Source organism: Streptomyces sp. NPDC096339 (genome assembly GCF_044762985.1).
Classification (GTDB): Bacteria; Actinomycetota; Actinomycetes; order Streptomycetales; family Streptomycetaceae; genus Streptomyces.
Window position 1 is genome coordinate 48,438 of record NZ_JBIWFI010000018.1, and the last position, 24,958, is coordinate 73,395.

General features: G+C 74.3%; 21 protein-coding genes. 11 read left to right on the forward strand and 10 right to left on the reverse strand.

The window, feature by feature from the left end; genetic code table 11:
* Window positions 1-81 precede the first annotated feature (81 nt).
* On the reverse strand, window positions 82-810 hold the full coding sequence (locus ACIQ5Y_RS22655; protein ID WP_403883212.1) for a TetR/AcrR family transcriptional regulator: 729 nt from the start codon (window positions 808-810) through the stop codon (window positions 82-84).
* A 74-nt stretch (window positions 811-884) separates the two neighbouring features.
* On the opposite strand from ACIQ5Y_RS22655, the gene ACIQ5Y_RS22660 reads away from it, so the two are divergent.
* From ACIQ5Y_RS22660 to ACIQ5Y_RS22670, 3 genes are all read left to right on the forward strand, one after another.
* Window positions 885-1,865, forward strand: coding sequence for an ATP-binding cassette domain-containing protein (locus ACIQ5Y_RS22660; RefSeq protein ID WP_403883215.1), 981 nt, complete (start codon window positions 885-887; stop codon window positions 1,863-1,865).
* Window positions 1,862-2,653 (forward strand): ABC transporter permease, encoded by a 792-nt coding sequence (locus ACIQ5Y_RS22665; RefSeq protein ID WP_403883218.1) that lies wholly within the window; start codon window positions 1,862-1,864, stop codon window positions 2,651-2,653. The genes ACIQ5Y_RS22660 and ACIQ5Y_RS22665 overlap by 4 nt, the downstream gene beginning before the upstream one ends.
* Before the next feature lie 66 nt (window positions 2,654-2,719).
* Complete coding sequence (locus ACIQ5Y_RS22670; RefSeq protein WP_403883221.1) at window positions 2,720-3,940, forward strand: CaiB/BaiF CoA transferase family protein; 1,221 nt, start codon at window positions 2,720-2,722, stop codon at window positions 3,938-3,940.
* A gap of 57 nt (window positions 3,941-3,997) precedes the next feature.
* Here the strand turns inward: ACIQ5Y_RS22670 and ACIQ5Y_RS22675 are convergent, their stop codons facing one another.
* Window positions 3,998-4,267 carry a hypothetical protein gene (locus tag ACIQ5Y_RS22675; protein WP_376655948.1) on the reverse strand — a complete coding sequence of 90 codons (270 nt, stop codon included), beginning with the start codon at window positions 4,265-4,267 and terminating at the stop codon, window positions 3,998-4,000.
* Between the two features lie 261 nt (window positions 4,268-4,528).
* Here ACIQ5Y_RS22675 and ACIQ5Y_RS22680 point away from each other — a divergent pair, with 261 nt between their 5' ends.
* Window positions 4,529-6,283 (forward strand): serine/threonine-protein kinase, encoded by a 1,755-nt coding sequence (locus tag ACIQ5Y_RS22680; RefSeq protein ID WP_403883224.1) that lies wholly within the window; start codon window positions 4,529-4,531, stop codon window positions 6,281-6,283.
* On the opposite strand, the gene ACIQ5Y_RS22685 is transcribed toward ACIQ5Y_RS22680, so the two are convergent.
* Window positions 6,253-7,059, reverse strand: a complete 807-nt coding sequence (locus ACIQ5Y_RS22685; protein WP_403883446.1) for an SGNH/GDSL hydrolase family protein — start codon at window positions 7,057-7,059, stop codon at window positions 6,253-6,255. The two genes, ACIQ5Y_RS22680 and ACIQ5Y_RS22685, sit on opposite strands and share 31 nt — an antisense overlap.
* A 263-nt stretch (window positions 7,060-7,322) precedes the next feature.
* Here ACIQ5Y_RS22685 and ACIQ5Y_RS22690 point away from each other — a divergent pair, with 263 nt between their 5' ends.
* A complete protein-coding gene (locus ACIQ5Y_RS22690) occupies window positions 7,323-8,414 on the forward strand; it encodes a DUF5925 domain-containing protein (protein WP_403883227.1) in 1,092 nt (363 codons plus the stop codon).
* Between the two features lie 238 nt (window positions 8,415-8,652).
* Here the strand turns inward: ACIQ5Y_RS22690 and ACIQ5Y_RS22695 are convergent, their stop codons facing one another.
* On the reverse strand, window positions 8,653-9,042 hold the full coding sequence (locus tag ACIQ5Y_RS22695) for a GntR family transcriptional regulator (protein WP_403883230.1): 390 nt from the start codon (window positions 9,040-9,042) through the stop codon (window positions 8,653-8,655).
* Window positions 9,043-9,112: 70 nt separating this feature from the next.
* On the opposite strand from ACIQ5Y_RS22695, the gene ACIQ5Y_RS22700 reads away from it, so the two are divergent.
* The 3 genes from ACIQ5Y_RS22700 (at window position 9,113) to ACIQ5Y_RS22710 (ending at window position 11,857) form a co-directional block, all read left to right on the forward strand.
* The gene (locus ACIQ5Y_RS22700; protein WP_403883232.1) at window positions 9,113-10,054 is read left to right on the forward strand and encodes a GNAT family N-acetyltransferase; all 942 of its coding nucleotides are present in this window, start codon (window positions 9,113-9,115) and stop codon (window positions 10,052-10,054) included.
* Window positions 10,051-10,536, forward strand: a complete 486-nt coding sequence (locus ACIQ5Y_RS22705) for a DUF402 domain-containing protein (RefSeq protein ID WP_403883235.1) — start codon at window positions 10,051-10,053, stop codon at window positions 10,534-10,536. Before ACIQ5Y_RS22700 ends, ACIQ5Y_RS22705 begins: the two co-directional genes overlap by 4 nt.
* Before the next feature lie 277 nt (window positions 10,537-10,813).
* A complete protein-coding gene (locus ACIQ5Y_RS22710) occupies window positions 10,814-11,857 on the forward strand; it encodes a lytic polysaccharide monooxygenase (protein WP_403883238.1) in 1,044 nt (347 codons plus the stop codon).
* A 24-nt stretch (window positions 11,858-11,881) separates the two neighbouring features.
* Here the strand turns inward: ACIQ5Y_RS22710 and ACIQ5Y_RS22715 are convergent, their stop codons facing one another.
* The 3 genes from ACIQ5Y_RS22715 to ACIQ5Y_RS22725 form a co-directional block, all read right to left on the reverse strand.
* Window positions 11,882-12,742 (reverse strand): esterase/lipase family protein, encoded by an 861-nt coding sequence (locus tag ACIQ5Y_RS22715; RefSeq protein ID WP_403883241.1) that lies wholly within the window; start codon window positions 12,740-12,742, stop codon window positions 11,882-11,884.
* A gap of 179 nt (window positions 12,743-12,921) precedes the next feature.
* Window positions 12,922-13,917: a hypothetical protein gene (locus ACIQ5Y_RS22720; protein WP_403883244.1), complete on the reverse strand. Its 996-nt coding sequence runs from the start codon at window positions 13,915-13,917 to the stop codon at window positions 12,922-12,924.
* Window positions 13,918-14,243: 326 nt separating this feature from the next.
* On the reverse strand, window positions 14,244-18,158 hold the full coding sequence (locus ACIQ5Y_RS22725) for a DNA polymerase III subunit alpha (RefSeq protein ID WP_403883247.1): 3,915 nt from the start codon (window positions 18,156-18,158) through the stop codon (window positions 14,244-14,246).
* Between the two features lie 118 nt (window positions 18,159-18,276).
* On the opposite strand from ACIQ5Y_RS22725, the gene ACIQ5Y_RS22730 reads away from it, so the two are divergent.
* From ACIQ5Y_RS22730 to ACIQ5Y_RS22740, 3 genes are all read left to right on the forward strand, one after another.
* Window positions 18,277-19,395, forward strand: coding sequence for a DUF3533 domain-containing protein (locus ACIQ5Y_RS22730; RefSeq protein ID WP_403883250.1), 1,119 nt, complete (start codon window positions 18,277-18,279; stop codon window positions 19,393-19,395).
* Window positions 19,392-20,063 carry an acetate uptake transporter gene (locus tag ACIQ5Y_RS22735; RefSeq protein ID WP_403883252.1) on the forward strand — a complete coding sequence of 224 codons (672 nt, stop codon included), beginning with the start codon at window positions 19,392-19,394 and terminating at the stop codon, window positions 20,061-20,063. Before ACIQ5Y_RS22730 ends, ACIQ5Y_RS22735 begins: the two co-directional genes overlap by 4 nt.
* A 102-nt stretch (window positions 20,064-20,165) precedes the next feature.
* Window positions 20,166-21,134, forward strand: a complete 969-nt coding sequence (locus tag ACIQ5Y_RS22740; RefSeq protein WP_403883255.1) for a hypothetical protein — start codon at window positions 20,166-20,168, stop codon at window positions 21,132-21,134.
* Window positions 21,135-21,204: 70 nt separating this feature from the next.
* Here ACIQ5Y_RS22740 and ACIQ5Y_RS22745 read toward each other — a convergent pair whose 3' ends face one another.
* The 3 genes from ACIQ5Y_RS22745 to ACIQ5Y_RS22755 all read right to left on the reverse strand — a co-directional run bounded on the left by ACIQ5Y_RS22745 (window position 21,205) and on the right by ACIQ5Y_RS22755 (window position 24,930).
* Window positions 21,205-22,467: a vanadium-dependent haloperoxidase gene (locus ACIQ5Y_RS22745; protein ID WP_403883258.1), complete on the reverse strand. Its 1,263-nt coding sequence runs from the start codon at window positions 22,465-22,467 to the stop codon at window positions 21,205-21,207.
* A 316-nt stretch (window positions 22,468-22,783) separates the two neighbouring features.
* Window positions 22,784-23,212 (reverse strand): hypothetical protein, encoded by a 429-nt coding sequence (locus tag ACIQ5Y_RS22750; RefSeq protein WP_403883261.1) that lies wholly within the window; start codon window positions 23,210-23,212, stop codon window positions 22,784-22,786.
* Window positions 23,213-23,277: 65 nt separating this feature from the next.
* A complete protein-coding gene (locus ACIQ5Y_RS22755; protein WP_403883264.1) occupies window positions 23,278-24,930 on the reverse strand; it encodes an amidohydrolase in 1,653 nt (550 codons plus the stop codon).
* Window positions 24,931-24,958 lie beyond the last annotated feature (28 nt).

Below are 24,958 nucleotides of genomic sequence, written 5' to 3' on the forward strand. Positions count from 1 at the left end.
GCGGCGCAGTCCGCCACCCCTCGACCGGCGCCGGACCCCCCGCGGCGCCGTCCGCCACCGCTCCGACCGGCGCCGGACGGCCTACGCGTCGCCCCAGGCCCCGAGCAGCCTGGACACCGACCGGTCGAAGACGGCCGCCATGTCCAGCCCCGGTTCGGGGACGGGCCGGGCGCTCGTGAGGGCGGCGGCCAGCCGCGGGTACTGCCCGGTGGCCAGTCGTGAGCCGAGCCAGGCGGCCCGGGCGCCCGCTTCGGCGGCCTCGCTCCAGGGCAGGGAGCGGGCCCGTTCGGCCAGTGCCAGCTCGCTCGCCACGTAGGTGGACACCATGCCGTTGACCGCGGCGACGAGTTCCAGCTTCTCGCCGTCCGGCACGTCCAGCGGAGCCAGGCAGTCCAGGCTGTGCTCCAGGTACGCGAGGGCGTTCGGGCTGAAGCCGTGGACGGGGCTGAGCAGCCCCGGCAGCCACGGGTGGCGGTGCATCAGCTCCCGCGTCTGGCGGGCCAGGGCGAGCAGGTCGGCCCGCCAGTCGCCGCTCGGCCGCGTGAACTCGTACTCGCCGCTGACCGCGTCGACCATCAGCTCGTACAGGTCGTCCTTGCGCGGCACGTAGTTGTACAGGGACATCGTCCCGGCGCCGATCCCGGCGGCGACCCGCCGCATGGAGACGGCCTCGATCCCCTCCGCGTCGGCGATGCGCACCGCCTCGCCGGCGATCGACTCGCGGCTGTGCGCGGGCCGGGGGCCTCGGCCGGCCCGCTGCGGGCGGGACCAGATCACTTCGGGTTCAGCGGGTCGCCCGCCGGCTGTCATCGCTCGGATCACCTCGTCGTCTCGCCACCCATCTTAGTTACGTACGCCGTACGTAGTGGGGTAGGGTGCCACACATGACTACTACGTACGCTGTACTTAGTGAGGGGCTGGAGAAGAGCTACAGGGAGGTCCACGCCCTGCGCGGGCTCGATCTCGCGGTGCCCGAGGGCACGGTCTGCGGCCTCCTCGGCCCCAACGGCGCGGGCAAGACCACCGCCGTGCGGATCCTGACCACCCTCACCGCGCCCACCGGCGGCCGCGCGCTCGTCGCCGGCCACGACGTCACCCGCGAGCCCGCCGCCGTCCGCCGCGCCATCGGGGTCACCGGTCAGTACGCCTCCGTCGACGGGGACCTGACCGGCCGCGAGAACCTCCGGCTCTTCGCCCGGCTCGCAGGACTGCGCGGCTCCGCGGGCCGGGCCCGCGCCGACGGGCTGCTGGAGCGCTTCGGGCTCGGCGAGGCCGCGGACCGGGTCGCCGGGACCTGGTCCGGAGGGATGCGCCGCCGCCTCGACCTGGCCGCCGGGCTGATCACCCGCCCGGGCGTGCTGTTCCTCGACGAGCCCACCACAGGCCTGGATCCGTCGGCCCGTGAGCACATCTGGAGCGCCGTTCGAGAGCTGGCCGCCGAGGGCACCACGGTGCTGCTCACCACGCAGTACCTGGAGGAGGCGGACCGGCTCGCCGACGACATCGCGGTCGTGGACCGGGGCCGGGCCGTCGCGAACGGCACCCCCGCCGAACTCAAGGCCCGGATCGGCGCCCGCGCCGAGGTCACCGTCGCCGGACCGGCGGCCCTCCCGGGCGCGGCGGCCGTACTGGACCGGCTCACCGGCGGCCGGCCCGCGCTCGACGAGGAGCGCCTCACCGTCGGGGTGACCGTCCTCGACTCCGGGCTGACCCTGCCCCGGATCATCCGCGAACTCGACACCGCCGGCGTGCCCGTCACCGACGCGAGCCTGCGCCCGCCCACCCTCGACGAGGTGTTCCTGCGCCTCACCCGCATCCCCGCCCCCGTGGCCCCGGAGGAGAACGTGAAGGAGAACGCGGCATGAGCACCCTGCTCGCCGATGGCGGCGCCGTCCTGACCCGTCAGCTGCAGAAGGCCCGGCACGCCCCGGCCCTGCTGATCCTCACGCAGACCATGCCGATCACGATGCTGCTGTTCTTCGGCTACGTCTTCGGCAGCGCGCTGGCCATGCCGGGCGCCGAGTACCGCGAGTTCCTGGTCCCCGGCCTGCTCGCCGCCACCGCCGCGAACGGCCTGATGACCGGCATGTTCACGGCGGCGCAGGACGCGCACCGAGGGGTGATGGACCGCTTCCGCACCCTGCCCATGAGCCGCGCCGCCGTCCCCCTCGGGCAGACCTCGGCGGACCTGCTCACCACCGCCGCCTCGATGGTGCCGCTGATGCTGGTGGGGCTCGCGATGGGCTGGCGGGTCGAGACCGGCCTGCCGGGCGCGCTGGGGGCCCTGGGCGTGCTCCTGCTGTTCCGTTTCGCCTCCGCCTGGGTCGGCACGTACCTCGGCCTGCTCAGCAAGAGCGAGGAGGCGGCGGGCCAGCTCGGCAGCGCCACCTTCATACTGCCGATGCTGTCGAGCGCGTACCTGCCGACGGCCGGGCTGCCCGGATGGCTGCGCACGGTCGCCGAGTGGAACCCGATCAGCGCCGTCGCCACCGCCGTGCGGGACCTGTGCGGCAACGCGGGAGCCGAGGCCGCGGCGGGCGCCGCCTGGCCGGCCGCGCACCCGGTGGCGGGGGCCCTGGCCTGGTCGGTACTGCTGCTCGCGGTGTTCGCACCGCTCGCGACCCGGCGGTTCGCCCGGGGTGCGGCGGGCTGAGCGGCGCCCGGAAGAGACCGCCCGGGGGGTGACAGGGCGGGGTCGTACGGGATAGGCATCGGTGCCATGGACACCGAAAGCGCCGCGCCCGAACCGCTCCCGCTCGACGGCATCACCGTCGTCGCCGTCGAACAGGCCGTCTCGGCCCCGTTCGCCACCCGCCAGCTCGCCGATCTCGGCGCGCGGGTGATCAAGGTCGAGCGCCCCGACGGCGGTGACTTCGCGCGCGGCTACGACACCGCCGCGCACGGCCTCGCCTCGCACTTCGTGTGGGCCAACCGGGGCAAGGAGTCCATCGCGCTCGACCTGAAGGATCCGCGCGGCCTGGAGGTCCTGCACCGACTACTGACGGACGCCGACGTGTTCGTGCAGAACCTCGCGCAGGGGGCCGCCGCCCGGCTGGGGATCGACTCGGCCGCGCTGTGCGCGCGCTACCCGCGGCTGGTCGCCGTGGACGTCTCCGGCTACGGCGCGGAGGGACCGTACGCGCACAAGCGGGCCTACGACATGCTCGTGCAGTGCGAGGCGGGGCTGGTGTCGGTGACCGGCACCCCGGAGCGACCCGTCAAGGCGGGCATTCCCGCGGCGGACATCGCGGCGGCCATGTACGCCTTCTCGGGGGTGCTCGCCGCGCTGCTGCGCCGCGGGATCACGGGGCGCGGGGGCAGGGTGGAGGTTTCCATGCTGGACGCGCTCGCCGAGTGGATGGGGCATCCGCTGCACCACACGATGCACGGCGGGGAGCAGCCCGTACGGACGGGGCTCGCGCACGCGGTGATCGCGCCGTACGACGCCTACGCGACGGCCGACGGGGACCGGGTGCTGCTGTCCGTGCAGAACGACCGCGAGTGGCGGCGGCTGGCGGGGCAGGTGCTGGAACGGCCCGAGCTGGCCGAGGACCCGTCGTACGCGACGAACGCCGCGCGCACCGCGAACCGGGAGAAGACCGACGCGGTGGTGACCGAGGCGCTGGGCCGGCTGGGCGCGGACGAGGCGATCGGGCGACTGGAGGCGGCGGGCATCGCCTGCGCGCGGCTGAACTCGGTGGCACAGCTCGCCGGGCACCCGCAGCTGGCGGCCCGGGACCGCTGGCGGGAGGTGGGTTCACCGGCCGGGCCGCTGCGGGCCCTGCTGCCGCCGATCGGGCTGCCGGGTGGCGCGGCACCGCGCATGGGTGCGGTGCCCGCGCTGGGCGAACACACCGAGGCCCTGCTGCGCGCCCTGGGGATGACGGGCGCGCAGATCTCGGACCTTCGCCGGGACGGTGTGGTGGGCGTGTTCGCGTAGGGCCGGGGAACCGGCGGCCGGACGGCCGACGGCTGCGGTGCGGGGACGGGCGGGCAGTTACGAGCGGCGGCTGCCGAAGAGCGTGCGACGCAGACGGCGCAGCGGCGCGAAGAGCGAGACGCGCGCGCTCCGGCTCCGCAGGCGGTGCGTGTGGTCGCGGGAGGTGAGCTCGCGCATCAGCAGGGTCGCCTCGGCGGTCTCCCGGTGCGGGACGGCGGGTCCGCCCAGCACGGCGAGGTGACGGTCGAGGCGCGAGCTGCTCGCGCTGCTGCCGCAGGTGATGGCAGGCACGCGTGGCGGCCTGCTGCGCATTGCTATCTGTTCCATGATCTCTCCCCACCCGTACGAGGGCACCCGGCCCGGGCAGGTTAACCCTATCGCCCCCGCAACGCCCTCGGGTATCCCAGTGGTGTGAATTACCCCTATCGCGACAGGGAGTTGACGATTACTCAGCGGAGTCATCCGTCACTCTCCGCATGGATGTGCCGAGTTCGGAACGGTCGACCACCAGTCGCGTCACAACAGGGGCCGCATCGCCCGCCCTGCGCTAACTTGGAGTGATCACCTCATGACGCATGGGAGGCTCGCGTGGCTGGGAACGTGCGTGGACCGGGTGACGTGGGTGGGGAATCGCACTCCGATCGTGTCGTCTCCGGCCGTTACCGGCTGCTGGAACCCATCGGCCGCGGCGGAATGGGCGTCGTGTGGCGGGCCCGGGACGAGGTGCTGGCCCGTGAGGTCGCCGTCAAGGAGGTACGGGCGCCGGCCTGGATGGAGGCCGGCGAACTCGCCCGGATGTACCGGCGCCTGGAGCGGGAGGCGTGGGCGGCGGCACGCGTCTCGCACCGCGGGGTCGTCACGGTCTACGACGTGGCCTCCGAGGACGGCCGGCCCTGGATCGTGATGGAGCTGGTGCGGGGGCTCTCGCTGGCCGAGGTGCTGGAGGCCGAAGGGCCGATGCCCCCGCAGCGCGCCGCGCACATCGGGGAGCAGGTACTGGCCGCACTGCGCTCGGCGCACGACTCGGGAGTGCTGCACCGGGACGTCAAGCCCGGCAACGTGCTGATCGCCAACGACGGGCGGGTGGTGCTGAGCGACTTCGGGATCGCCAGTCTGGAGGGTTCCTCGGCGATCACGATGACGGGCGAGGTGGTCGGCTCCCCCGAGTTCCTGGCCCCGGAGCGGGTGCTCGGTCAGGATCCCGGCCCCGCGTCGGACCTGTGGTCGCTCGGGGTCATGCTGTACACCGCCGTCGAGGGCCTCCCGCCGTTCCGGGGCGGGAGCCCGCCCGAGGTCCTGCAGGCGGTGGTGGAGGGGGAATTGCCGCCGCCGCACCGGGCCGGCCCGCTGGCGCCCCTGCTGGAGGGGCTGCTGCGCAAGGACCCCGCCGCCAGGCTGTCCGCGGCGGAAGCGGCCCGGATGCTGCGGGTGGTGGGTGCGGGAGGGGCCGTACGGGCTCCGGGCGGGCCGGTGTCGGGGCCGGACTCGCCGACGGCCGTCGCACACCACCACGGACACGACCACGGGCACGACCACCGGCAACCGCATCCGCAGGCTCGGGCGCTTGCCGAGCCGGGACCGGAGGCGCCGCGGCGGAGCGGGGCCGGGGCGGTGCTGACCGTCGGGATCGTGGTGCTGCTCGGGGCGCTGGCCCTGCTGGGGTGGCTGCTGGTGAAGGACCGCCAGAGCCCCGCGGGCGGCGGGGGCACGGGCCCGACCGGTTCGCCGGCCACCTCGCAGGCCGCCTCGGCGACGCCCTCTGCGGCGCCGTCCGCTTCGGCCCCCGCGTCCGCCTCGGCGTCGCCGTCGGGCGCGGCGGGTGGGCACGTGCTCGCGTACGTGGACGTCGTGCGCTCCGCCTACACCGGCTCCTGCCCGCCGCCCGCCGATCGGGCGCCCGCCTTCACGGCCACGGTCGAGGTGGAGCGCACCCCGGTGACGCTGGAGTACCGGTGGGCCACCCGGAGCGGGAAGAGCTCGGGACCTGGCTGGCAGTCCGTCACGTACGAGGTGGGCGGGCCGAAGAGCCGGCGGCTGGAGCACAGCGAGCTCACGTACGTGGCGGACGCGGACTGGAACGACGCGGTACGGCTGGAGGTGCGGGGGCCGGCGGAGGTGGCCACCCAGTGGGTGGACATCTCCGTGACGTGCGAGAAGGGGACCCCGACGAGCGGAGCCCCCTCCCCCGGTCCGGGGTCGTCACCGGCGCCGAGTCCGACGCCGAGCCCGGCCGCGGCGGATCCCGCGGCCGATCCCGTCGCCAGTCCCGTCACCGGCCCCCTCGCCGGCCCTGCGGCCGGTTCCGCGGCCGGTCAGGCCGCGTTCGTGAAGACGGGCAGGTAGCCGCCGGACTGTCCGGCGGCGGTCGGGTGGTAGGACTCGCCGATGTTCAGCCAGTTGACGCTGTGCAGCCAGGCGTCGCCGGAGCAGATCTCGTGGCCCGTGAAGGCGCCGGCGACCGAGGCGAAGGTGAAGCCGTGGTTCGCGGCGCGCTTGGCGATGGCGGCGTTGAGGTAGTCGGCCGCGCCGTTGATGGCGGAGCGTTCGCCTTCGGTGAGGCCGGTGACGCAGGTGCCGTTCAGCTTGTAGAAGCGGGGGTAGCCGAGGACGACGACGTGCGCGGAGGGCGCGCGTCCGGAGATCGCGTTGTAGACCTGGTCGAGTTGGCCGGGGAGGGTGGAGTCGACGTACGCCTTCGCCTGGTTGACGCGGGCGACGCAGGTGGCCTCGGACTGGAGCACACAGGTCGTCATGACGTCGGAGAATCCGGCGTCGTTGCCACCGATGGTGATGCTGACCAGGTCGGTGCCGGAGTTGAGCGGGCCGAGCTGACCGGACAGGACGTCACCCGTACGGGCGCCCGAGCACGCGGCGAAGGAGAAGGTCTGCGGGGCGTGGGCGGCGGCCCACAGGGCGGGGTAGGCGCGGGTCGTGCGCTTGCAGTTGCCGCTCGCGCTGTCGTAGTTGCCGGCGCCGACACCGGAGGAGTACGAGTCGCCGAGGGCGACGTAGCCGAAGTCGGCCCGGGCCGCGGCGGCCGCCTGGCCCGCGCCGAACAGGGCTGCGCCCGCTGCGAGTAACAGCGAGGACGTCAAGGCGGCGAAACGCGTCATTCTCATGCTCATGGGGGTGCGGCTCCCTTGTGGGGGGGTGGGGGGGTTCCTCCGGTGTGACGCCGGTGTCACACCGGAGTTACCGCGGAGTTACTGCTGAGTCCGTGGTACAAGGAGCCGGGCACTCCTGGAAGTGTTCATGCCAAGAATGTTCGGGGTGGAGTTCCGGGCCGAATCTTCACGTCGGGCACGTTTGAAGAGGGAACTTGGCCACCCGAACCGGGGAAACACGGGTGCAAGAGGGCACGACGTGCCGGATCATGGGCGCCATGCCAGCCAACCCGCATGACGCGCTGCCGATCCGGCTCAATGTCGACGACAGCGATTCGCCGTCGGATGTAGTGGACGCGTTGTTCCTCGGCCGGTTCGCGTCCGGTGAACAGCCGTACTCGCACAGCCTGTCGATCGACCGGGTGAAGGCCGATGCCACCCTGTTGCCGACCGGGGCCACGGTCCTGCGCTCGGCGCGCGACAGCGACCGCAGCGCCACCCTCGCGGAGGGCGAGGGTTGGACCATGCTCGTCTCGCGCTGGAGCCGGGGCGCGGACGTCACGGTGACGGCGGTCAGCGACGAACTCGCCCAGAGCGTGCTGGGCGACGCCACGGAGGGCGTGCAGGACGAACCCGAACCGCAGCCCGAGAACGTCACGATGGGCTTCTGGTACGTGTCCCCGCGCCGGGGACCGTACCGGACGACCCGCCAGATCGCCGCCGGGACCTGGGCGGAGGTCCGGCCCAACTACACGGCGCCGGTGGCCGGGGCGATGGACCGGCTGATGAAGGTGACCCCGGACGACATCGCGGGCCGGCTGCTGCTGCTCCACGGGCCGCCGGGAACGGGCAAGACCTCGGCGCTGCGCACCCTCGCGCGGTCCTGGCGGGACTGGTGCCAGGTGGACTGCGTACTGGACCCCGAGCGGCTGTTCAACGACGTCGGCTACCTGATGGACATCGCGATCGGGGAGGACGAGGGCACGGCCAAGGGCCGTTGGCGGCTGCTGCTGCTGGAGGACTGCGACGAGCTGATCCGCGGTGAGGCCCGGCACACGGCGGGGCAGGCGCTGTCCCGGCTCCTGAACCTCACGGACGGACTGCTGGGCCAGGGCCGCAACGTCCTGGTCGGCGTCACCACCAACGAGGACCTCGAACGCCTCCACCCGGCGGTGGTCCGCCCGGGCCGGTGCCTGGCGCGCATCGAGGTCGGCCGGCTGACCCACCGCGAGGCGGTGGACTGGCTGGGCACGGACGAGGGCGTGTCCCGCGAGGGCGCGAGCCTGGCGGAACTCTTCGCCCTGCGGCGGGGCACGGGCCCGGCGGTGCTGCCGCCGCAGACCCAGTCGGAGGCGGGCCTGTACCTCTAGCCTCCGGCGGGCGGGCGGTTCCTCGAGTTCGGCTCGACGACCTGGGGCTCCGCCCCAGACCCCGCTCCTCAAACGCCGGAGGGGCTGGAGTTGCCCCGAGCGGCGCCAGGAGGCTCTGGCGTGCCCTGCGGGCAACCCAGCCGCGCTTGGCGGACGGCAGCGGCCAAATCCAGCCCCGCCGGCGTTTGAGGCGCGGGGGTCCGGGGGCGGAGCCCCCGCAGCGGCGGCGCACCCGGGGCTACCGGGCGGTGTACCGGGCCCGAAGTGCCTCGGCGGCGGCGGACACGGCCTCGGCCTCCGTCAGGCCCAGCCGGTGCACCCGATCCGCATAGGCCTGCGCGGCGGACGCGGCCTCGCGGGCGGCGCCCTCGCCCGCCGCCGCGACGAACGTCCCGTTCCGCCCGCGCGTCTCGATCACCCCGTCCGCCTCCAACGCCCGGTACGCCTTGGCGACGGTGTTGGCGGCCAGCCCCAGTTCCTCCGCCAGCCCCCGCACGGTCGGCAGTTTGAAGCCGGCCGGGAGTTTCCCCGTGCGGGCCCGGTCGGCGATCTGCGCGCGCAGTTGCTCGTACGGGGCGGCCGAGCCGGTCCGCACATCGATGGTGATCTTCAGGTTCGTCGAGGTCACGCGGGTGATTGTCCACCATCGCCGGGTAATTGGGAGGCGCCCGGCCCACCCCGCACGTAGCGTCGGCCGCATGACCGTCTCGATCCGCGACCTCCGCCCGGGCGAGCCTTCCGACGCCGAGGCCGTCGTACGGGTACGCGACCGCGCGCTGCCCTTCCTGCTGAACACCGCCGAGGGCATCGGCTTCGAACTCTCCTCCGCCCACCCGGGCCGGCGCTACCGGGTCCTGGTCGCCGAGACGGACGACGGCCGGGTCATCGGCACCGCCCAGGTGGGCATCGTCCACGACAGTCCCGAGCCCGGCCGGTCGACGGTCAACCTCTACGTGGACCCCTCCCACCGCGGCCTCGGCGCGGGCGGCCTGCTGCTGCGCACCGCCGAGGAGTACCTGGCCGCCCAGGGCGCGGTGGAGACGTACGCGTGGGTCATGGACGAACCAGGCCACCGTGCCTTCGCCGAGCGCCGCGGCTACCGCCCCGGCCGCTCCTCGCACTTCCTGCGCCTGGACCTGGCGGCGGCCGCCCTGCCGCCGCTCCCCGAGTCGCTGCCGTCCGGGGTCGAGGTCCGCCCGGGCTCCGCCTTCGCCGCGGACCCGCGCCCGCTGTTCACCGCGGACGCGGAGACCACCTCCGACGAGCCGGGCGACGTGGGCGTCGATCTCGACGACTACGAGGACTGGCTCGGGCACGTCTGGCGCAACCCCACCCTCGACAAGGAGCTGACCACCGTCGTCCTGGTCGACGGAACGGTCGCCGCCTTCACCGCCGTGCACACCGACGGTGCAACCCGTTACTCGACGGGGATGACCGGCACCCTGCGCGCCTTCCGCGGTCGCGGACTGGCCGGACTCGCCAAGACCGTCTCCCTGCACCGGGCCCGCGCGGCCGGTTACACGGTGGCGCTCACCGGCAACGACACCGGCAACGATCCGATGCTCGCCGTCAACCGGCGGCTCGGATACGAGGTCTGCGCGACGGAGACGCGCTACGCGAAAGAACTGGAGACGAAGTGAGCGTGCAGGAACTGACCGTGGCCCTGGTCAAGGCCGGACGGGTGAAGATCCGCTACCCGGCCGCGCAGGTCGCCGACGACGGCGACCGGATCTCCGTACGCGCCCCCTGGGCGGCGGAGGGCGTGCGCGACTTCGGGTTCGTGCGCTTCGAGCCGGGCGACGTGTTCGTCGAGCACTTCTGGCGCACCCGCTGGTACGCGGTCAAGGAGGTGTGGACCGGCGACGGCGTCCTCAAGGGCTGGTACTGCGATGTCACGCGCCCGGCCGTGCTGCGCGAGGGGGTGATCACGGTGGAGGACCTGGACCTCGACCTGTGGGTCTCGGCGGACGGGAGCTCCGTACTGCGCCTGGACGAGGACGAGTTCGCCGAGAGCGGTCTCGCCACCACCGACCCGGAGGCCGCCGCCCAGGCCGTCCGGGCCCTCGACGCCCTGGACGAGCAGGCCCGGACCCCGGGCGGCCTGCCCGCGCTGCTCGTGTAGTCGGGGCGTTGCCTGCCGTCGGCGACGGATCCGTCCGCCGCCGCGACGGGCTCGGGCAGGTGCCGCACGACCCGTTCCTTGGCCCCCGCTTACCGCTTCCTTAAGCCGACCCTAAAGATCCTCTCCGGACGCTCGGATCCGGCGAAAGGCGTGGTCCGGGGGGCTAGCTTGGCGGGGCCAGGACAGGAAGGGCCCGATGTGGCGCCGCCGGGGGGCGGCGCCGCTGAGCCCGATTCCGCCGGCGCATCCCTGCCTTGTGCCCTAAGGAGGCCCTCCCATGCCCGCACGCCGCCGTACCGTGACCCGCATCGCCAGCGTCGCCCTCGTCCCGCTCGCGGTGGCGGCGTACTCGGCCGTTCCCGCGGCCGCGCACGGCTCGATGACGGACCCGGTCAGCCGGGTGGCGGCGTGCTACGCGGAGGGGCCCGAGTCCCCCAAGTCGGCGGCGTGCAAGGCGGCCGTCGCGGCGAGCGGGGCCCAGGCGTTCTACGACTGGAACGCGGTGAACATCGCCAACGCGGCCGGGAACCACCGGGCGTTGATCCCCAACGGGCAGCTGTGCTCCGCGGGCAACGACAAGTACCAGGGCCTGGACCTGGCGCGCGCCGACTGGCCGGCCGGCCCGATGACGGCGGGCCCGCACACCTTCCGTTACAAGGGCACCGCCCCGCACAAGGGTTCCTTCGAGCTGTACGTGACGAAGGACGGGTACGACCCGTCGCAGCCGCTGAAGTGGTCCGACCTGGAGCCGGCGCCGTTCGCGAAGGCCACCGACCCGGGCATGCAGAACGGCGACTACGTGTTCACCGGTACCGTCCCGCAGAAGTCCGGCCGCCACCTGATCTACAGCATCTGGCAGCGCTCGGACAGCCCGGAGGCCTTCTACACCTGCTCGGACGTCGTCTTCGGGAAGGACAGCGGCGGGGGTGGCGGCAAGACCCCGACCACCGCCAAGCCCACGTCCGCCGCCACGGCCACGGCCACGGCCGGTACCGGCGCCGGTACGGGCGCCGGTGCGGCCCCCTCCGCGCCGACGGACCAGCAGATCGCCGCCGGGGCGGACAAGTCCTCGGTGGAGCACAACGGGCACGGCGACAACGACCCGAAGACGAACGGGAACGGCAACGGCAACGCGCTGCCCACCACCGCCGCGCCGTCCCCGACGCGCGCCACCGCGCACAACCTCGCGGAGACCGGCGGCAACAGCGCCACCCCGACGATCGCGGTCGCCGGGGCCGGTGTCCTCGCCGTGGGTGCGGCCGTGCTGTTCGGGCTGGCCCGCCGCCGTACTTCCCCGACGACGGGCCGCCACGGGCGCTAGTCGACCGCCGCTAGCCGACCGCCGCTAGTCGAAGACCGAGGCGCAGGTGGTCCGTTCGGCGTGCGCCGGGTCGAGGGCGTTGGCCGCCTCGTGCCAGGCGATCCGGTCGGTGAGTCCGATGGCGACGTGCTCCGAGAGGTCCAGGAAGCAGAGGTCCTGGAGCACGACGTTGCGGACGTTCGAGCCGCTCAGGAACTGGGTCTGGTACGGGGTGACCACCTCGTCGTACTTGGTCGCGATCACGGTGTACTTCACGCCGGGGACGGTGTCCCCGCCCGCGTTCAGCTTCTGCTGGAAGGCGGATCCGGCGATCTGGTCGGCGAGGCCCGGGGTCGCGGTGGTGATCAGGTCCTCGGCGCCGGGGAAGTACGGGAGGAGCTTGGTGAAGCCGAGCAGGTCGGTGCCGTGGTTGTCGGGGGCGAGTCCCACCAGGGCGCCCACCTTCCCGGCTCCGCCGAGGAACTTCAGGTAGTAGCGCGGCATCATGCCGCCCTGCGAGTGGCCGATGATGTCGGTCTTCGCGGAGCCGGTGGCGGCGAGCACCTTGTCGACGAAGACGGCGAGCTGCTCGGCGGACTTGTCGATGGGGCCGAGCCCGTTGAAGAGGGGCACGCCGGGCAGTTGCCCGTAGTCGAGGGAGTAGACGCAGTACCCGCGGTTCACCAGGTACGGGGCGAGGCCGAGCCAGTTGTCCCAGGAGTTGCCGAAGGTGCCGTGCACGAGCACGACGGGGCGCGGGTGTGCGGCGGACGGCTTGCAGGACCAGTTGTTCCAGCCGCTGGTGGGGGCCGTCGAGGCCTGCGCGACGCCGGTGGGGGCGACGAGCGCGGCGGCGGTGAGGGTGAGGACGGCCAGCTGGCGGAGCAGTCGTCTCCAGGGCAGCATCGTGTGATCTCCTTGCGTTCGACTCAAGGGGATGGGGCGTGGGGGTTCGTCCCGTGATCCGGATCACAAGGGGGAGCTGCTGCCGCTAAATTACGGGCGAGTAGCAAGAGTTGGAAGTTACGCGTCGGTAAAAATTCGCGTGTCGACCGTCCCTCTGTGGCAGCGCGGTCGTGGCGCCGTCATGCCGCGAGCGTGCCGCGCGCGATGGCGTGCGGCCCGAAGCGTGCGCGGACCCGGTCCGTGACGGCCTCCAGCCGGCGGGCCTTCTCGTCCTCGGGGTCGAGACTGAGCTGCCGCGCGGCCCCTTCGGCCGGGACCAGGTCCTCGGCCCGCAGGGACAGCGCGCGGACCCTGGCCCGCTGGAGGCCGAGGCCCTCGTAGAGGGAGTAGGCCGCGGCGGTCAGGGTGGGGGTGTGCGCGGTGGGTTCGCCGAGGGTGCGGGTGCGGGTGAGGGTGGTGCGGTCGGCGCAGCGGACGGTGAGCGAGAGGGTCCGGCAGACCTGCCCCCGGCCCTGTTCCCCGGGCCCTTGTGTACGAAGCCGTGCGCCGAGCTCCTCGGTCAGCGAGAGCAGCGCCCGCCGGTGCCGTACGGGATCCAGCTCGTCCAGGCCGAAGGCCCGCTCGGCGGCGATGGTCCGGGCGGCGGACCCCGGCCGGACGGGGGTCCGGTCGATGCCCAGGGCACGCTCGTGCACCTCACGGCCGAGCCGGGCCCCGAGGATCCGCCGCAGCGCCGCGGGGGGTGCGGCGGCGACCCGGCCGACGGAGTCGAGACCGTAGGAGCAGAGCGTGCGGGCGGCCTTGGGTCCGACCCCGTCGAGGGCGCCGACGGGTTTGCCGGCGAGGAACTCCCGTACGGCGGCGGGCTCGTCGGGGATCAGCAGGGTCCCCCCGGGCCGGGCCTCGCGGGCCGCCGCCCGGGCCAGCATGGGGTTGCCGGCCACGCCGACGGCGGCGTCCACCCCGTACAGGGCGAGGGCCCGCACCCGGATCACGGCGGCCAGCCGGACGGCGTCGCAGCCGAAGTAGCGCAGCGCGCCCCGGACATCGGCGAGGGCGCCGTCGGGCGGCAGCGCCTGCACGGCCGGGGTCAGCCCGCCGAGCAGCGCGAGCACCCCGGCGTACGCCTCGGCCCCGAGCGGCCCCCCGCCGACGGGGCGGAGCCGCAGACACATGACGGCCCGGCCCGACGTCGCCCACGGGGAGGCCGGGAAGCCCTCGGGGCCGGGAGCCGCCCCCGGCAGCCCGCCGCCGTCTCCCGCGGCCCACCGGGAAGCCAGGGGTACCTCCGGGCGCCCCTGTGGGGCCGGGGGTTCAGCACTGCTGCCGCTGCGGCTCCAAGCCCTGGGGCTCCGCCCCAGACCCCGCTCCTCAAACGCCGGAGGGGCTGGATTCGGCCCCTGCCGGCGTTCAAGACCGCTGCCCCACAGCCCGCCGGCACCGGCTCCCCCGGGCCCGGCCGCGCCGGACCCGCCCCTCGCTCCCGTACCCCGACCGGAGGTCATCCCGCGCTCCCCGGACTGGAATGCCAGAGCTTGCGGCCGGTCGCGGGGCCCTCGCCGGGGGGTTGGAGGTCGGCCCAGGGGTTCATCTCGTACCCCGTGGACATGCGGATCCGGCGGCCGGGGCCCGAACCGCCCACAGCACCGCCACCGTCACCGGCACCGGCCGCCGCACCGTCACCGCGGGCCGCACCGGCACCGTCGGCCGCAACGTCGCCGTCCGCCGCACCGGCACCGGCACCGCCCTCGCCGGAGGCGGCCAGGCGGGCCGCCACCGCGTCCAGGCCGCCCGCGGCCCGCAGTTCCACCAGTTCCGCCAGGTTCCACGCCGCCGCCCCGACCACGCTCAGGCTCTGCGGGCCGCGCCGCTGCACGACGCCCCGCACCAGCAGCAGGAAGGAGTGGAAGACGGTGTGCGCGCAGCGCTCGTGGCTGTCGTCGAAGAAGGCCAGGTCGACCAGGCCCGTCCCGTCGTCCAGGGTCGTGAAGATGACCCGCTTCCCGGACCGGATCGGCGGGGTCTGGGTGGCCGCCTTGGCGCCCGCGACGAGCACGGTCTGCCCGTGCCGGGTCTCCCGCAGCCGCCGTGCCGGGATCGCTCCCAGCTCTGCCAGGAAGGCGTGGTGGTCCGCCATCAGGTGCCGCGAGGCGTCCATGCCGAGGACGCCCAGCTCGGCGCTGAGCCGTTCCGCGTCGGAGAGGTCCGGCAGCCCGACGGAGGCCGTGGACCGGCCGCCCTCCAGCGGGAGTTGCGCCCCTCCCCGGCCTCCGCCCCGCGCCCCGGCGGCCCGCTGCGCGCCGTGCAGTTCCGTCAAGTGCAGCAGCAGGTCACGGCGGTTGGCCCCGAAGGCGTCCAACGCGCCGACCTGCGCGAGTCGTTCGGCGACCGGCCGCCCCGGGTGGGCCCGGTCCCAGAAGTCGCGCAGGGAGGCGTACGGCTGCCCGGCCTCGATCCGGTCCGCTTCGGCGCCGCTGATGCCGTGGACGTCGGACAGGCCGAGGCGCAGCCCCCACACCACCCCGGAAGAAGCCGCATCGGACACCAGTTCGATGCGGTGGGCGACCGCGGACCGGTTCACGTCCAGCGGCAGCACCGGCACGCCCCGCCGCCGCGCGTCCGCCAGCAGCAGCCGCTTCGGGTACATCCCCGGATCGTGCGTGAGCAGCCCGGCGTAGAAGGCCGCCGGGTGGTGCGCCTTGAGCCACGCCGACTGGTACGTGGGCACGGCGAAGGCCACCGCGTGCGCCTTGCAGAAGCCGTACGAGCCGAAGGCCTCCACGATCTCCCAGGTCCGGTCGATCACCTCCGCCGGATAGCCGCGCTCGCGCGCCGTCGCCGCGAACCAGGCCTTGATCCGCCCCTGCGAATCGGGGTCGGACAGCCCGCGCCGCACGCGGTCCGCCTCGTCCCGCCCGCAGCCGGTCATGACGTTCACGATCTCGATGATCTGCTCGTGGAAGACCACCACCCCGTACGTCTCGCGCAGCGCGTCGGCGAGGTCCTCGTGCGGGAAGCGCACCGGCGCCCGCCCGTGCCGGGCCTCGATGAACGGCCGCACCATGTCGGCGGCCACCGGCCCCGGCCGGAACAGCGAGATGTCGACGACCAGGTCGTGGAAGGTCGAAGGCTGGAGCCGCCCGACCAGGTCCCGCTGGCCCGGGGACTCGATCTGGAAGCAGCCCAGCGTCTCGGCCGAGCGGATCAGCTCGTACGTGGGCCCGTCGCCCGGCGGGACCTGCGCCGGGTCGTCCAGGTCGAGCTCCTCCCCCGTGCCGCGCCGGATCTCGGCGACCGCGTGCGCCATCGCGGACTGCATCCGGACGCCCAGCACGTCGAGTTTGAGCAGACCGAGCGCCTCCACGTCGTCCTTGTCGAACTGGGACATGGGGAAGCCCTCGCCGCTGGTGGGGACCACGGGCGTACGGGCGAGCAGGGAGGCGTCGGAGAGCAGCACCCCGCACGGGTGCATGGCGATCCCGCGCGGCAGCGCGTCCAGGGATTCGACGAGCTCCCACAGCCGCCCGTACGACTCACCCCGTACGTCGCGGAGTTCGGGGAGCTCTTCCAGCGCGGCGCGGGCGTCCCGGGCCCGGATGTGCGGGAAGGCCTTGGCGAGCCGGTCGACGGCGGCCGGGTCCATGGACAGGGCGGCGCCGACGTCGCGGATGGCGTGCCGGACCCGGTAGGTCTCGGGCATGGAGACGGTGGCGACGCGCTCGGCGCCGAACCGGCCGATGATCCGCCGGTAGACCTCCAGCCGGCGGGCGGACTCCACGTCGATGTCGATGTCGGGCAGGACGCGGCGGCGCTTGGACAGGAACCGCTCCATCAGCAGGCCGTTCTCGACGGGGTCCGCGTGCGCGATGCCGAGGAGGTGGTTGACGAGGGAGCCGGCGCCGGAGCCGCGGGCGGCCACCCGGATGCCCATCTTCCGTACGTCGTCCACGACCTGGGCGACCGTCAGGAAGTACGAGGCGTAGCCGTGGTGGGCGATGATGTCGAGCTCGTGGTGCATCCGCTCCCAGTACACGGGGTCGTCCGCGTAGCCGCGCAGCACCATGCCGGCCGAGGCGCGGGAGGCGAGGACCCGCTGGGCGGTGCGGTGGGCCGCGCCGACGAGCCGGGCCTCGGGGAAGTGCACGGAGCCCATGCCGAGGTCGTCCTCGGGGTCGACGGAGCAGGCCTCGGCGGTGTGCCGGGTCTCCGCGAGCAGCCGGCGGGCGTCGGCGGGGCGCAGGCCGGCGGCCTGGGCGATGCGGTCCGCGGCCTCGGCCATGGCTGCGGGCTCCTTGAGCCAGCGCTCGCCGGTGTCGAGGAGGCCTCGGGGGTCGATGGGGACGAGCCTGCGGGCGGCGTCGAGGACGTCGGCGACCGGGCCCTGGCCGGGGTCGGCGTAGCGGACGGCGTTGGTCAGCACGGCCGGGACGCCCTGCTCGGCGGCGAAGCCGACGGTACGGGCGGCCAGCCGCAGCGAGCCGGAACCGGTACCGGTGCGGCCGTGGTGGACGGCCTCCAGGCGGACCGCGTCCCCGAACACCTCCCGCCAGGGCGCGAGCAGCCGTGCGGCGCGGTCGGGCCGCCCGGCGGCGAGGGCCCGCCCCACGTCGGAGCCGGGCCCGAGCAGCACGAAGACCCCTTCCCCGCGCAACGCCTCCCAGGGCACCACGGGCTGTCCTCCCCCGTCCCGCGCGGAAGGCGTGAACCGGGCGGGCCCGGTGCCGTCGGAGCCCGCGCCGCGGAAGCCGGACCCGTCCCACGCGTCCCCGGCGAACCCCGCGGCCGCCCCTGCCGCGTCCCCGGCGGGACCCGCGTGCGCGGCGGTGACCATCCGGCACAGCTCGGACCACCCGGCGGCCCCGTCCCGGGCCAGGAAGACGGCCCGCGCGGCGGACTCGTCGACGAAGGCCCCGCCCTTGACGGGGGTCCGCCGCCGGAACGAGGCCTCCCGGACCCCGCCCGCCCCGAACCCGGAGCCCACGCCGGAGCCGGCCGAACGGAAGCCGGCCGAGCCCCCCGACCCGGCCGACCCCGCACGGCCGCCCCCGCCCGCACCGGCACCCGCCGAGCTCGCCGAGCCCGCCGCAGGCTCCCCCGCACGGCGGAAGCCACCCGGCCCACCGGGCGCGCCCGGACCCGCCGAGCCCGCCGCAGGCGACACGGCCAGGTCCGCGCCGAACAGCGGCCGGATGCCCTCCTTCGCGCACGCCTTCGCGAACCGCACCGCACCCGCGAGGGTGTCGCGGTCGGTCAGGGCGAGGGCGTCCATGCCCCGCTCGGCGGCACGCTCCGCCAGCCGTTCCGGGTGCGAGCCTCCGTAGCGCATGGAGAACCCCGAAACGGTGTGCAGATGCGTAAAACCAGGCACCCGCGGCCTCCTGCTTCGCTCGTAGAACACCTCCCCCGTCTCCACCATAGAGCAATTCGAATACCCGTGCGAAACACTTGTTCGACGGACTCGGTCCTCCGAGCCGAAGTCATCCGTTCGGCCCGCCCCTGCTGCGCCCCGCACCCGCCCCGCCGAGCGTGGGGGCATGACCCAGCCCACCGAGAGCACCGACACGGGCCCGTCCGGCGGCTTCCTCGCCGAGATCAAGGACGCCGTGACCACCCGGGCAGCCCTGCTGGTCGTGGGGGTGCTGGCCCTCCAGCTGGCCTTCATCACCTCGTACATCGGGGCCTTCCACCACCCGAAGCCCAGCGAGATCCCGATCGCCGTGGCCGCCCCCGGCCGGCAGCTCACCGAACGGACCGTGAAGCAGCTCGACGCCCTGCCCGGCAAGCCCCTCGACGCCAGTACGGTGGAGAACAGGGCCGCGGCCGTCGAGCGGATCGAGAACCGGGACGTGGACGGAGCGCTGATCGTCAACCCGGCCGGCACCACCGACGAGCTGCTGGTCGCCTCCGGGGCCGGCGCCTCGCTCTCCCAGGCGCTGACAGAGGTCGTGGGCCTCGTCGAGAAGGCCCAGGGCCGTACCCTCAAGGTCACCGACGTGGCCCCGGCCGACCAGGGCGACGCCCGCGGCCTGAGCTCCTTCTACCTGGTCATCGGCTGGTGCGTGGGCGGCTACCTGTGCGCCGCGATCCTCGCGATCAGCGCCGGCGCCCGGCCCGCGAACTCCGCCCGCGCCATCATCCGGCTCGGCGCGCTGCTCCTGTACTCGATCGCCGCGGGTCTGCTCGGCACGCTCATCGCGGGACCGGTCCTGGACGCCCTGCCCGGCAACATCATGGCCCTGTGGGGGCTGGGCACCCTGGTCGTCTTCGCGGTCGGCGCGATCACCCTGGCCTTCCAGGGGCTGGCCGGCGTGGTCGGCATCGGCCTCGCGATCCTGCTGGTCGTGGTGCTCGGCAACCCGAGCGCGGGCGGCGCCTACCCGTACCCGCTGCTTCCGCCGTTCTGGAGCACCATCGGCCCGGCCCTGCCGCCGGGCGCCGGTACGTACGCCGCGCGCTCCATCTCGTACTTCGAGGGCAACGGCGCGGGCGGCCCGATGCTGGTGCTGGCCGGCTGGGCGCTGCTCGGCTCGGCGGTCACCCTGGCCTGCGCGGTCTCCCGCAAGGGCCGGCCGGGGGCCGCTGTGGGCAGCGGCCTCCCCGACGACGCCCCCTCCGTCCCCCGCTTCGCCGGCGAGGGCACGGACACCCGGTGAACACCCCGAGCCTGCCCGGCTTCCGCAACCGGCAGGGACCGGCCGAACAGGCCGTCTCCGTCAAACGGATGGAACCGAGCGCACAGGCCCAGCTCGGTGCGCTCGGCCTCACCGGTTTCATCGTGGTCACCGTCATCGCCACCGGCATCGACGCGGGCGTCTTCCCCGAGAAGCTCGGCCACTCGGTGCTGCCGCTGGTCGGCTTCTTCATCGGCGGGCTCGCCCAGCTGCTGGCCGGGCTCTTCCAGGCCCAGCGCGGCGACACCTGGCACGCCACGGTCTTCGGCGGCTTCGGACTGTTCTGGATGGCCAAGGCCTGCCTGCTGCAGTGGGTGCTGCCGGCCACCGATCCCGCGCTGCGCGGGGACGTCAGCGGGCTGTTCACCCTGCCCTGGGTGTTCGTGGTGTTCGTCCTGTGGATCGGCAGCTGGCGCATCCACCTGGTGCTGCTGACCACCTTCACCTGCGTCCTGATCGTCTTCGTCGCCATGACGGTCAGCGGGTTCACCGGATCGGTGATCTGGAACCGGATCACCGGCTGGAGCGGACTGCTGGCCGCGCTCGGGGCGACGTACCTGCTCGCCGGGCAGATCATGGCGAGCACCTGGGGCCGCCAGGTCCTGCCGATGGGCCGTTTCCTCTCCCCGGAGGAGCACCCGGAACGGTGACGGCGGGTCCCGGTGGCCCCCGGGACCAGGGCCTGCCCGGCGGGCCAAGGCATGCCCGGCGGGCCAAGGCATGCCCGGCGGACCGGGGCTTAGCCTGCTCGGATGACCGCACCGACCGTCACCGTCGCCGAACTGCTGGACGCGTTCCCCTCTTTGGCACCGTACGCGCGCACCGCGACCCTCCTCAAGCCCTCCACCGGGAGCCCCGCCCCGTATGAGAGCTCGGTCGGCGGTCCGCCGCTGTGGCCGGGCGACGAGCCCTGGCCACGGTGCCGGCAACCGCACCTGGTGTACGTGCGGGAGAAGCTGACCGACGCCGAGCGGGAGGCGTGGCAGGCCGTCGAGCGGAACCGCAGGGCGCGCCACCGGCCCGGGGACCCGCACGTGCTGACCGCCGCGGAGGTCGAGACCCAGTCGCGGATCATGGACGGCGGATCGCTGGACGCGGTCGCCTGGGAACGGGTCCGCCTGGTGCCGGAACCGGTGTCCGGCGACGGGCCGGCGATGGTCCCGGTACTCCAGCTCCTCGCCCGGGACGCGCCGGCCCTGGAGTGGCCGCCCGGGACGGATCTGCTCCAGCTCCTGTGGTGCCCGCAGGACCACGCCGAACCGGAGGGGCAACCCCGGTACTGGGGCCCCGCGGTGGAGCTGCGCCACCGGGCCTCGGCGGAGATCGGCGCCCCGGCCGGGGTTCCGCCCGTACCCGGCGGAGCCAAGGAGGTGTACCTGCCCGCCCCGTGCCGGCTCGACCCCGTCGAGGTGCTGGACCTGCCGGAGCAGGACGAGCTGCCCGAGGAGCTGTACGAGTCCGTCGAGGAATGGGCCGGGGAGCGGGGGACCGACTACAACCGGGTGCTCGGCTGCCTGCCCGGCTGGAAGGCCGGCGGCTGGCCCAGTTGGCACCTCACCGACTTCACGCCGCTGGACTGCCGGTGCGGGGCCCGGATGCGGCTGCTGCTCACCCTGGACAGCGGCGGGGACCCGGGGCTCGGCGTGGGACGGTACGGAGAACTCCGGGTGTTCCGCTGCCCCGAGGACCCGGACCACCCGGTGCGCCTGAACATCCAGTGAAGGAGTGGCGGGGGCGGGGGCGCATCCGCCGCCCCCGCCCTGGCCCGGCCCGCCCCGGCCCGTCCCGGCCCTAGCGGAGCGGCCTCAGCAGCTTGCCGGCGCCGCGCAGGGCGTGGTGGCCGACGGCCTGGCCGAGGGTGACGCCCGCCTCGTCGGCGGAGCGGCTGTGGATCCCCGAGAAGACGCGCGCGTCGACGTTCTCGCGCGTCAGCTGCTCCCAGCTCGTGTACGTCCGCCGGACCCCGGGCGCGGTCGGGCTGGTGAGGGAGAACGGCTCGGTACGGGGCCCGGCCAGCGCGTCCAGCACCGCCTCGGCGGCACCGGCGTACGTGCCGTGGCCGCTCGGGTAGTCCGGGTGCGCCGGGGTGCCGTGCAGCGGGCTCCAGGCCGGGTCGGTGTCGATGGAGCCGGTACGGATCGCCGTGACCGGGCGCCAGCGGGTGTACGCGTACTTGCTGTCGGAGGTCGCGATCTGCGTGTCCACCAGGGCGGCGTGGAACAGCGCGACCAGCCCGGCCTGTTCGGCGGTCGATCCGTGCGAGCGGGTCAGGGCCACCCGCAGGGGCTCGGTGTAGAGGGTCAGCGAGGAGCCGTACCAGAAGGTCGCCGTCTCCGTCTGCTGCGGGGTGCGCACGGTGCTGTCGGACTTCCCGTACGCGCGCACCTCGGCCAGGTCGGTCCGGTACCGCTGCGAGTCGAGCGCGGGCGGCGGGCCGACCCGGTACTGCGACGGGGAGTCGAGCAGGAAGGGCTTGGCCACGCGGTTGCCGTACTGGGCGGCGGGGGCGTAGCCGTCGGGCGTCGGCTGCCACACGCCGGGCGCGGCGGCCGGCACGGTGAAGGGCGCGTTCACCGACGCGGGGTCGAGGCCGTCGCCCTGGCGGTCGGCCAGCGCGAGCCTCGCCTGCCGGGCCCCGGCGGCGACGCCGCGCTGCTCGGCCGGGCCGTCGGGGATCCGTGCGAGGCTGCCGGCGAGCGCGGCGTCGAGCTCCGTCTTCCGGCTCGGGGCGAGGGCGACGAGGGCGTCGTGCACGGCGGAGGCGACGGCCGCGTCCTGGAAGGCGGCCCGGCCGCGCCCGCCGGGGGCCTCCCGCGAGGCGCGGGCGGCGGCGAGCCAGCCGATCGCCCAGGTGCGGCTGTTGGTGATCTGGGTGGGCGCGCCCGCGACGGCGATCGTCCGCGCGGTGGTGTCGTACCACTCGCGCACCACCGCCCCGCGATCACCCGCCGGGGCGGCGGCCGGCGCCGCGGCCTGGGCGGAGGGCAGGGCGACCGTGGCGGACAGCACCAAGGCGGACCCGAAGGTGAGCAGGGCAGAGCGGGACGGCTTCACGAAAACTCCTGGCGGAAGGGACGGCGGGACCGGGCCGGCGATCCGCCCGAGACCACGTGGCGACGCTAGCCGGCCGTCCTGCGGCCTCGCAACGGGCCTTGCCGACCAGGGCCGTTCGGACACGGACCTGTCGTCCGCCCGCCATGACCGCGTTACACACGGCGGGGCGCCGCCGGTGCCGGATCCGCTGCGCGGAGCCGGTCCCCGAGGCTCGGCTTCTGCCGCAGGCCGGCAGTGGGCTCGCGTCAAAGACCTGGGGCTCCGCCCCAGACCCCGCGCCTCAACGCCGGCGAGGCTGAATTCGCCAGGGCTCGGCTCAGGCGAAGTCCGCCGGGTCCGGGATCCGCAGGAAGCGGGCCGCACGGTCGACTTCGGCGTCGTACACCTGGAAGTCGATGTTCCGACCGTCCGGAGTCGAGTACTCCAGCACCTGCATGCCCGGCCGCCAACTCTGCCGGACGGCCGCCCGGCCTCCGACGGGCACCGCCACCGCCCTGCGCAGCGGGGCCTTGAAGACCGCGCCCGTGCCGTCCGTGTCGGGGGTCAGCTTCCCGTACCCGAAGAACCTCCGCCGCGCGCCCTGCTTCCATCGTGCCTGGCAGGGCACGGGCACGAGGTTGCCGCCGGAGGCGGACGCCGTCCGGGCCCGTGCACGGCGTGCCACCGCCTTGCGGGCCCGCGCCCCCACCCCCGCGACAGCCAGCCCGATGAGCACGAACGTCACCAGCTCGACGAGTAACTCCATCTCCCCCACCTCTCCTGCGGGAACGTCCGCGGGAGGGTCACCCTACGAGGGGGTCCGGGCGTACGTCAGGCGGTCCGGTGAACGGCCTCGCCCGCCACGACCACCGTCTCGGCGACCGTGCCCGGGATCTGCTCCGCCGGGACGGCGAGGATGTCCCGGGACAGGATCACGAAGTCCGCCGCCTTGCCCACCGTCAGGGAACCCCGCTCCTCCTCCAGGAAGTTGGCGTAGGCCGAGCCCATCGTGTAGCCGTGCACGGCCGTCTCCACGTCCACCGTCTCCCCCGGCTGCCACGCAGGGCCCCCACCGAGGGAGCGGCGGGTCACGGCCGTGTAGATGCCGACCATCGGGTCCATCTCGGCGACGTTCCAGTCACTGGAGAACGCCAGCACCGCCCCCGCATCCCGCAGACTCCGCATCGGCCACGCCTTGTGCCACCGCTCCTCGCCCACGTTCTCCGCCCAGTCCTGTCCCGGCCCCGCGATCTCCGGTGCGCAGTGCCTCGGCTGCATGCAGGCCACCACGTCCAGCTCGGCGAAGCGCGGTACGTCCGCCGGGTCCAGGCACTCCACGTGCACCACCTGGTGGCGGGCGTCGCGCGGGCCGTTGACCGCACGCGCGTGTTCCACCGCGTCCAGGACGGTCCGGATGCCCCGGTCTCCCGTCGCGTGCACGAAGCACTGGAAGCCCCGCGCGTCCAGCTTCGCCAGCAGCTCCGCGAACTCCTCGGCCGGGTAGAAGGTCTCGCCGCGGTGCGCGCCGCAGCCCGCGTACGGTTCCAGGAGCGCGGCCGTGCGCGGCTCCACCACGTCGTCGATGTACAGCTTGAGCGGGCCGACCCGCAGCCGGTCGTCGGAGAACCGGCGTGCGGCGTCCTCGAAGTCGGCCAGGTCGGCGTCGCCCGTCCCCCGGGGGTGGAACAGCGCGGCGACGATCCGCGAGCGCAGCCGGCCCTCGGCGCGGGCCCGTTCGTACAGTTCCAGGTCGTCGAGGGAGTTCTGCGGCTCCACCACGGTGGTGATGCCGAAGCCGATCGCGTCGTCGAGGCTCTTGGCGAGGCGCCCGTACTGCCGGTCCGGCGAGGCCCACGGCACGCCCAGCTCGCGCAGCGCGCGGTGGCCGTCGCGCGAGAGGCCCTTGACGGCGAAGTCCTTGACGAATCCGGTGGGTTCGCCGGTCTCCGGGTCCACCGCAGCCGTCCCGAAGGGTAGGTCCGTACGGTCGCGGGTGACGCCGAGGCGCCGCATCGCCGACGTGTTCAGCCAGGCCGTGTGGACGTCGTACGAGAGCACGAGCGCGGGGGTGTCCCCGGTGACCGGGTCCAGGTCGGCCGCCGTGGGCATCCGGCCGTCCGGGATCGCGGAGTAGTCGAAGGCCTCGGCCTCGATCCACCCGGCGTCCGGGTTGGCCTCCCGCCAGGCCAGGATCCGCTCGTGGATGCCTTCCAGCGTGCGCACTCCGGCGAGCTGCACGCAGGCGTCGTCGGAGCCGAGCCGGACGTGGTTGTGCGCGTCGATGAAGCCGGGGAGGACCAGCTTTCCCGCCGCGTCGATCCGCTCGGTGTCCGGGCCGGCCCAGGCGGCCGCCTCGGCGTCGGAGCCGACCCAGACGATCACCCCGTCGCGGACGGCGAGGGCTTCGGCCTCGGGGAGGTCCGGGTCCACGGTGTGGATCCGGGCTCCGGTGAGCAGCAGGTCGGCGGGGAGGGGGTGGGACATCGGGGTGTGCTCCATTGCGGATGAGGGG

Coding starts and splice junctions, on each gene's coding strand:
- ACIQ5Y_RS22685 (WP_403883446.1), bottom strand. CDS start 7,059: ATGAGAATGACGCGTTTCGCCGCCTTGACGTCCTCGCTGTTACTCGCA.
- ACIQ5Y_RS22730 (WP_403883250.1), top strand. CDS start 18,277: ATGACCCAGCCCACCGAGAGCACCGACACGGGCCCGTCCGGCGGCTTC.
- ACIQ5Y_RS22700 (WP_403883232.1), top strand. CDS start 9,113: ATGACCGTCTCGATCCGCGACCTCCGCCCGGGCGAGCCTTCCGACGCC.
- ACIQ5Y_RS22715 (WP_403883241.1), bottom strand. CDS start 12,742: ATGCTGCCCTGGAGACGACTGCTCCGCCAGCTGGCCGTCCTCACCCTC.
- ACIQ5Y_RS22670 (WP_403883221.1), top strand. CDS start 2,720: ATGGACACCGAAAGCGCCGCGCCCGAACCGCTCCCGCTCGACGGCATC.
- ACIQ5Y_RS22725 (WP_403883247.1), bottom strand. CDS start 18,158: ATGGTGGAGACGGGGGAGGTGTTCTACGAGCGAAGCAGGAGGCCGCGG.
- ACIQ5Y_RS22755 (WP_403883264.1), bottom strand. CDS start 24,930: ATGTCCCACCCCCTCCCCGCCGACCTGCTGCTCACCGGAGCCCGGATC.
- ACIQ5Y_RS22740 (WP_403883255.1), top strand. CDS start 20,166: ATGACCGCACCGACCGTCACCGTCGCCGAACTGCTGGACGCGTTCCCC.
- ACIQ5Y_RS22675 (WP_376655948.1), bottom strand. CDS start 4,267: ATGGAACAGATAGCAATGCGCAGCAGGCCGCCACGCGTGCCTGCCATC.
- ACIQ5Y_RS22660 (WP_403883215.1), top strand. CDS start 885: ATGACTACTACGTACGCTGTACTTAGTGAGGGGCTGGAGAAGAGCTAC.
- ACIQ5Y_RS22655 (WP_403883212.1), bottom strand. CDS start 810: ATGACAGCCGGCGGGCGACCCGCTGAACCCGAAGTGATCTGGTCCCGC.
- ACIQ5Y_RS22710 (WP_403883238.1), top strand. CDS start 10,814: ATGCCCGCACGCCGCCGTACCGTGACCCGCATCGCCAGCGTCGCCCTC.
- ACIQ5Y_RS22665 (WP_403883218.1), top strand. CDS start 1,862: ATGAGCACCCTGCTCGCCGATGGCGGCGCCGTCCTGACCCGTCAGCTG.
- ACIQ5Y_RS22720 (WP_403883244.1), bottom strand. CDS start 13,917: ATGTGTCTGCGGCTCCGCCCCGTCGGCGGGGGGCCGCTCGGGGCCGAG.
- ACIQ5Y_RS22690 (WP_403883227.1), top strand. CDS start 7,323: ATGCCAGCCAACCCGCATGACGCGCTGCCGATCCGGCTCAATGTCGAC.
- ACIQ5Y_RS22750 (WP_403883261.1), bottom strand. CDS start 23,212: ATGGAGTTACTCGTCGAGCTGGTGACGTTCGTGCTCATCGGGCTGGCT.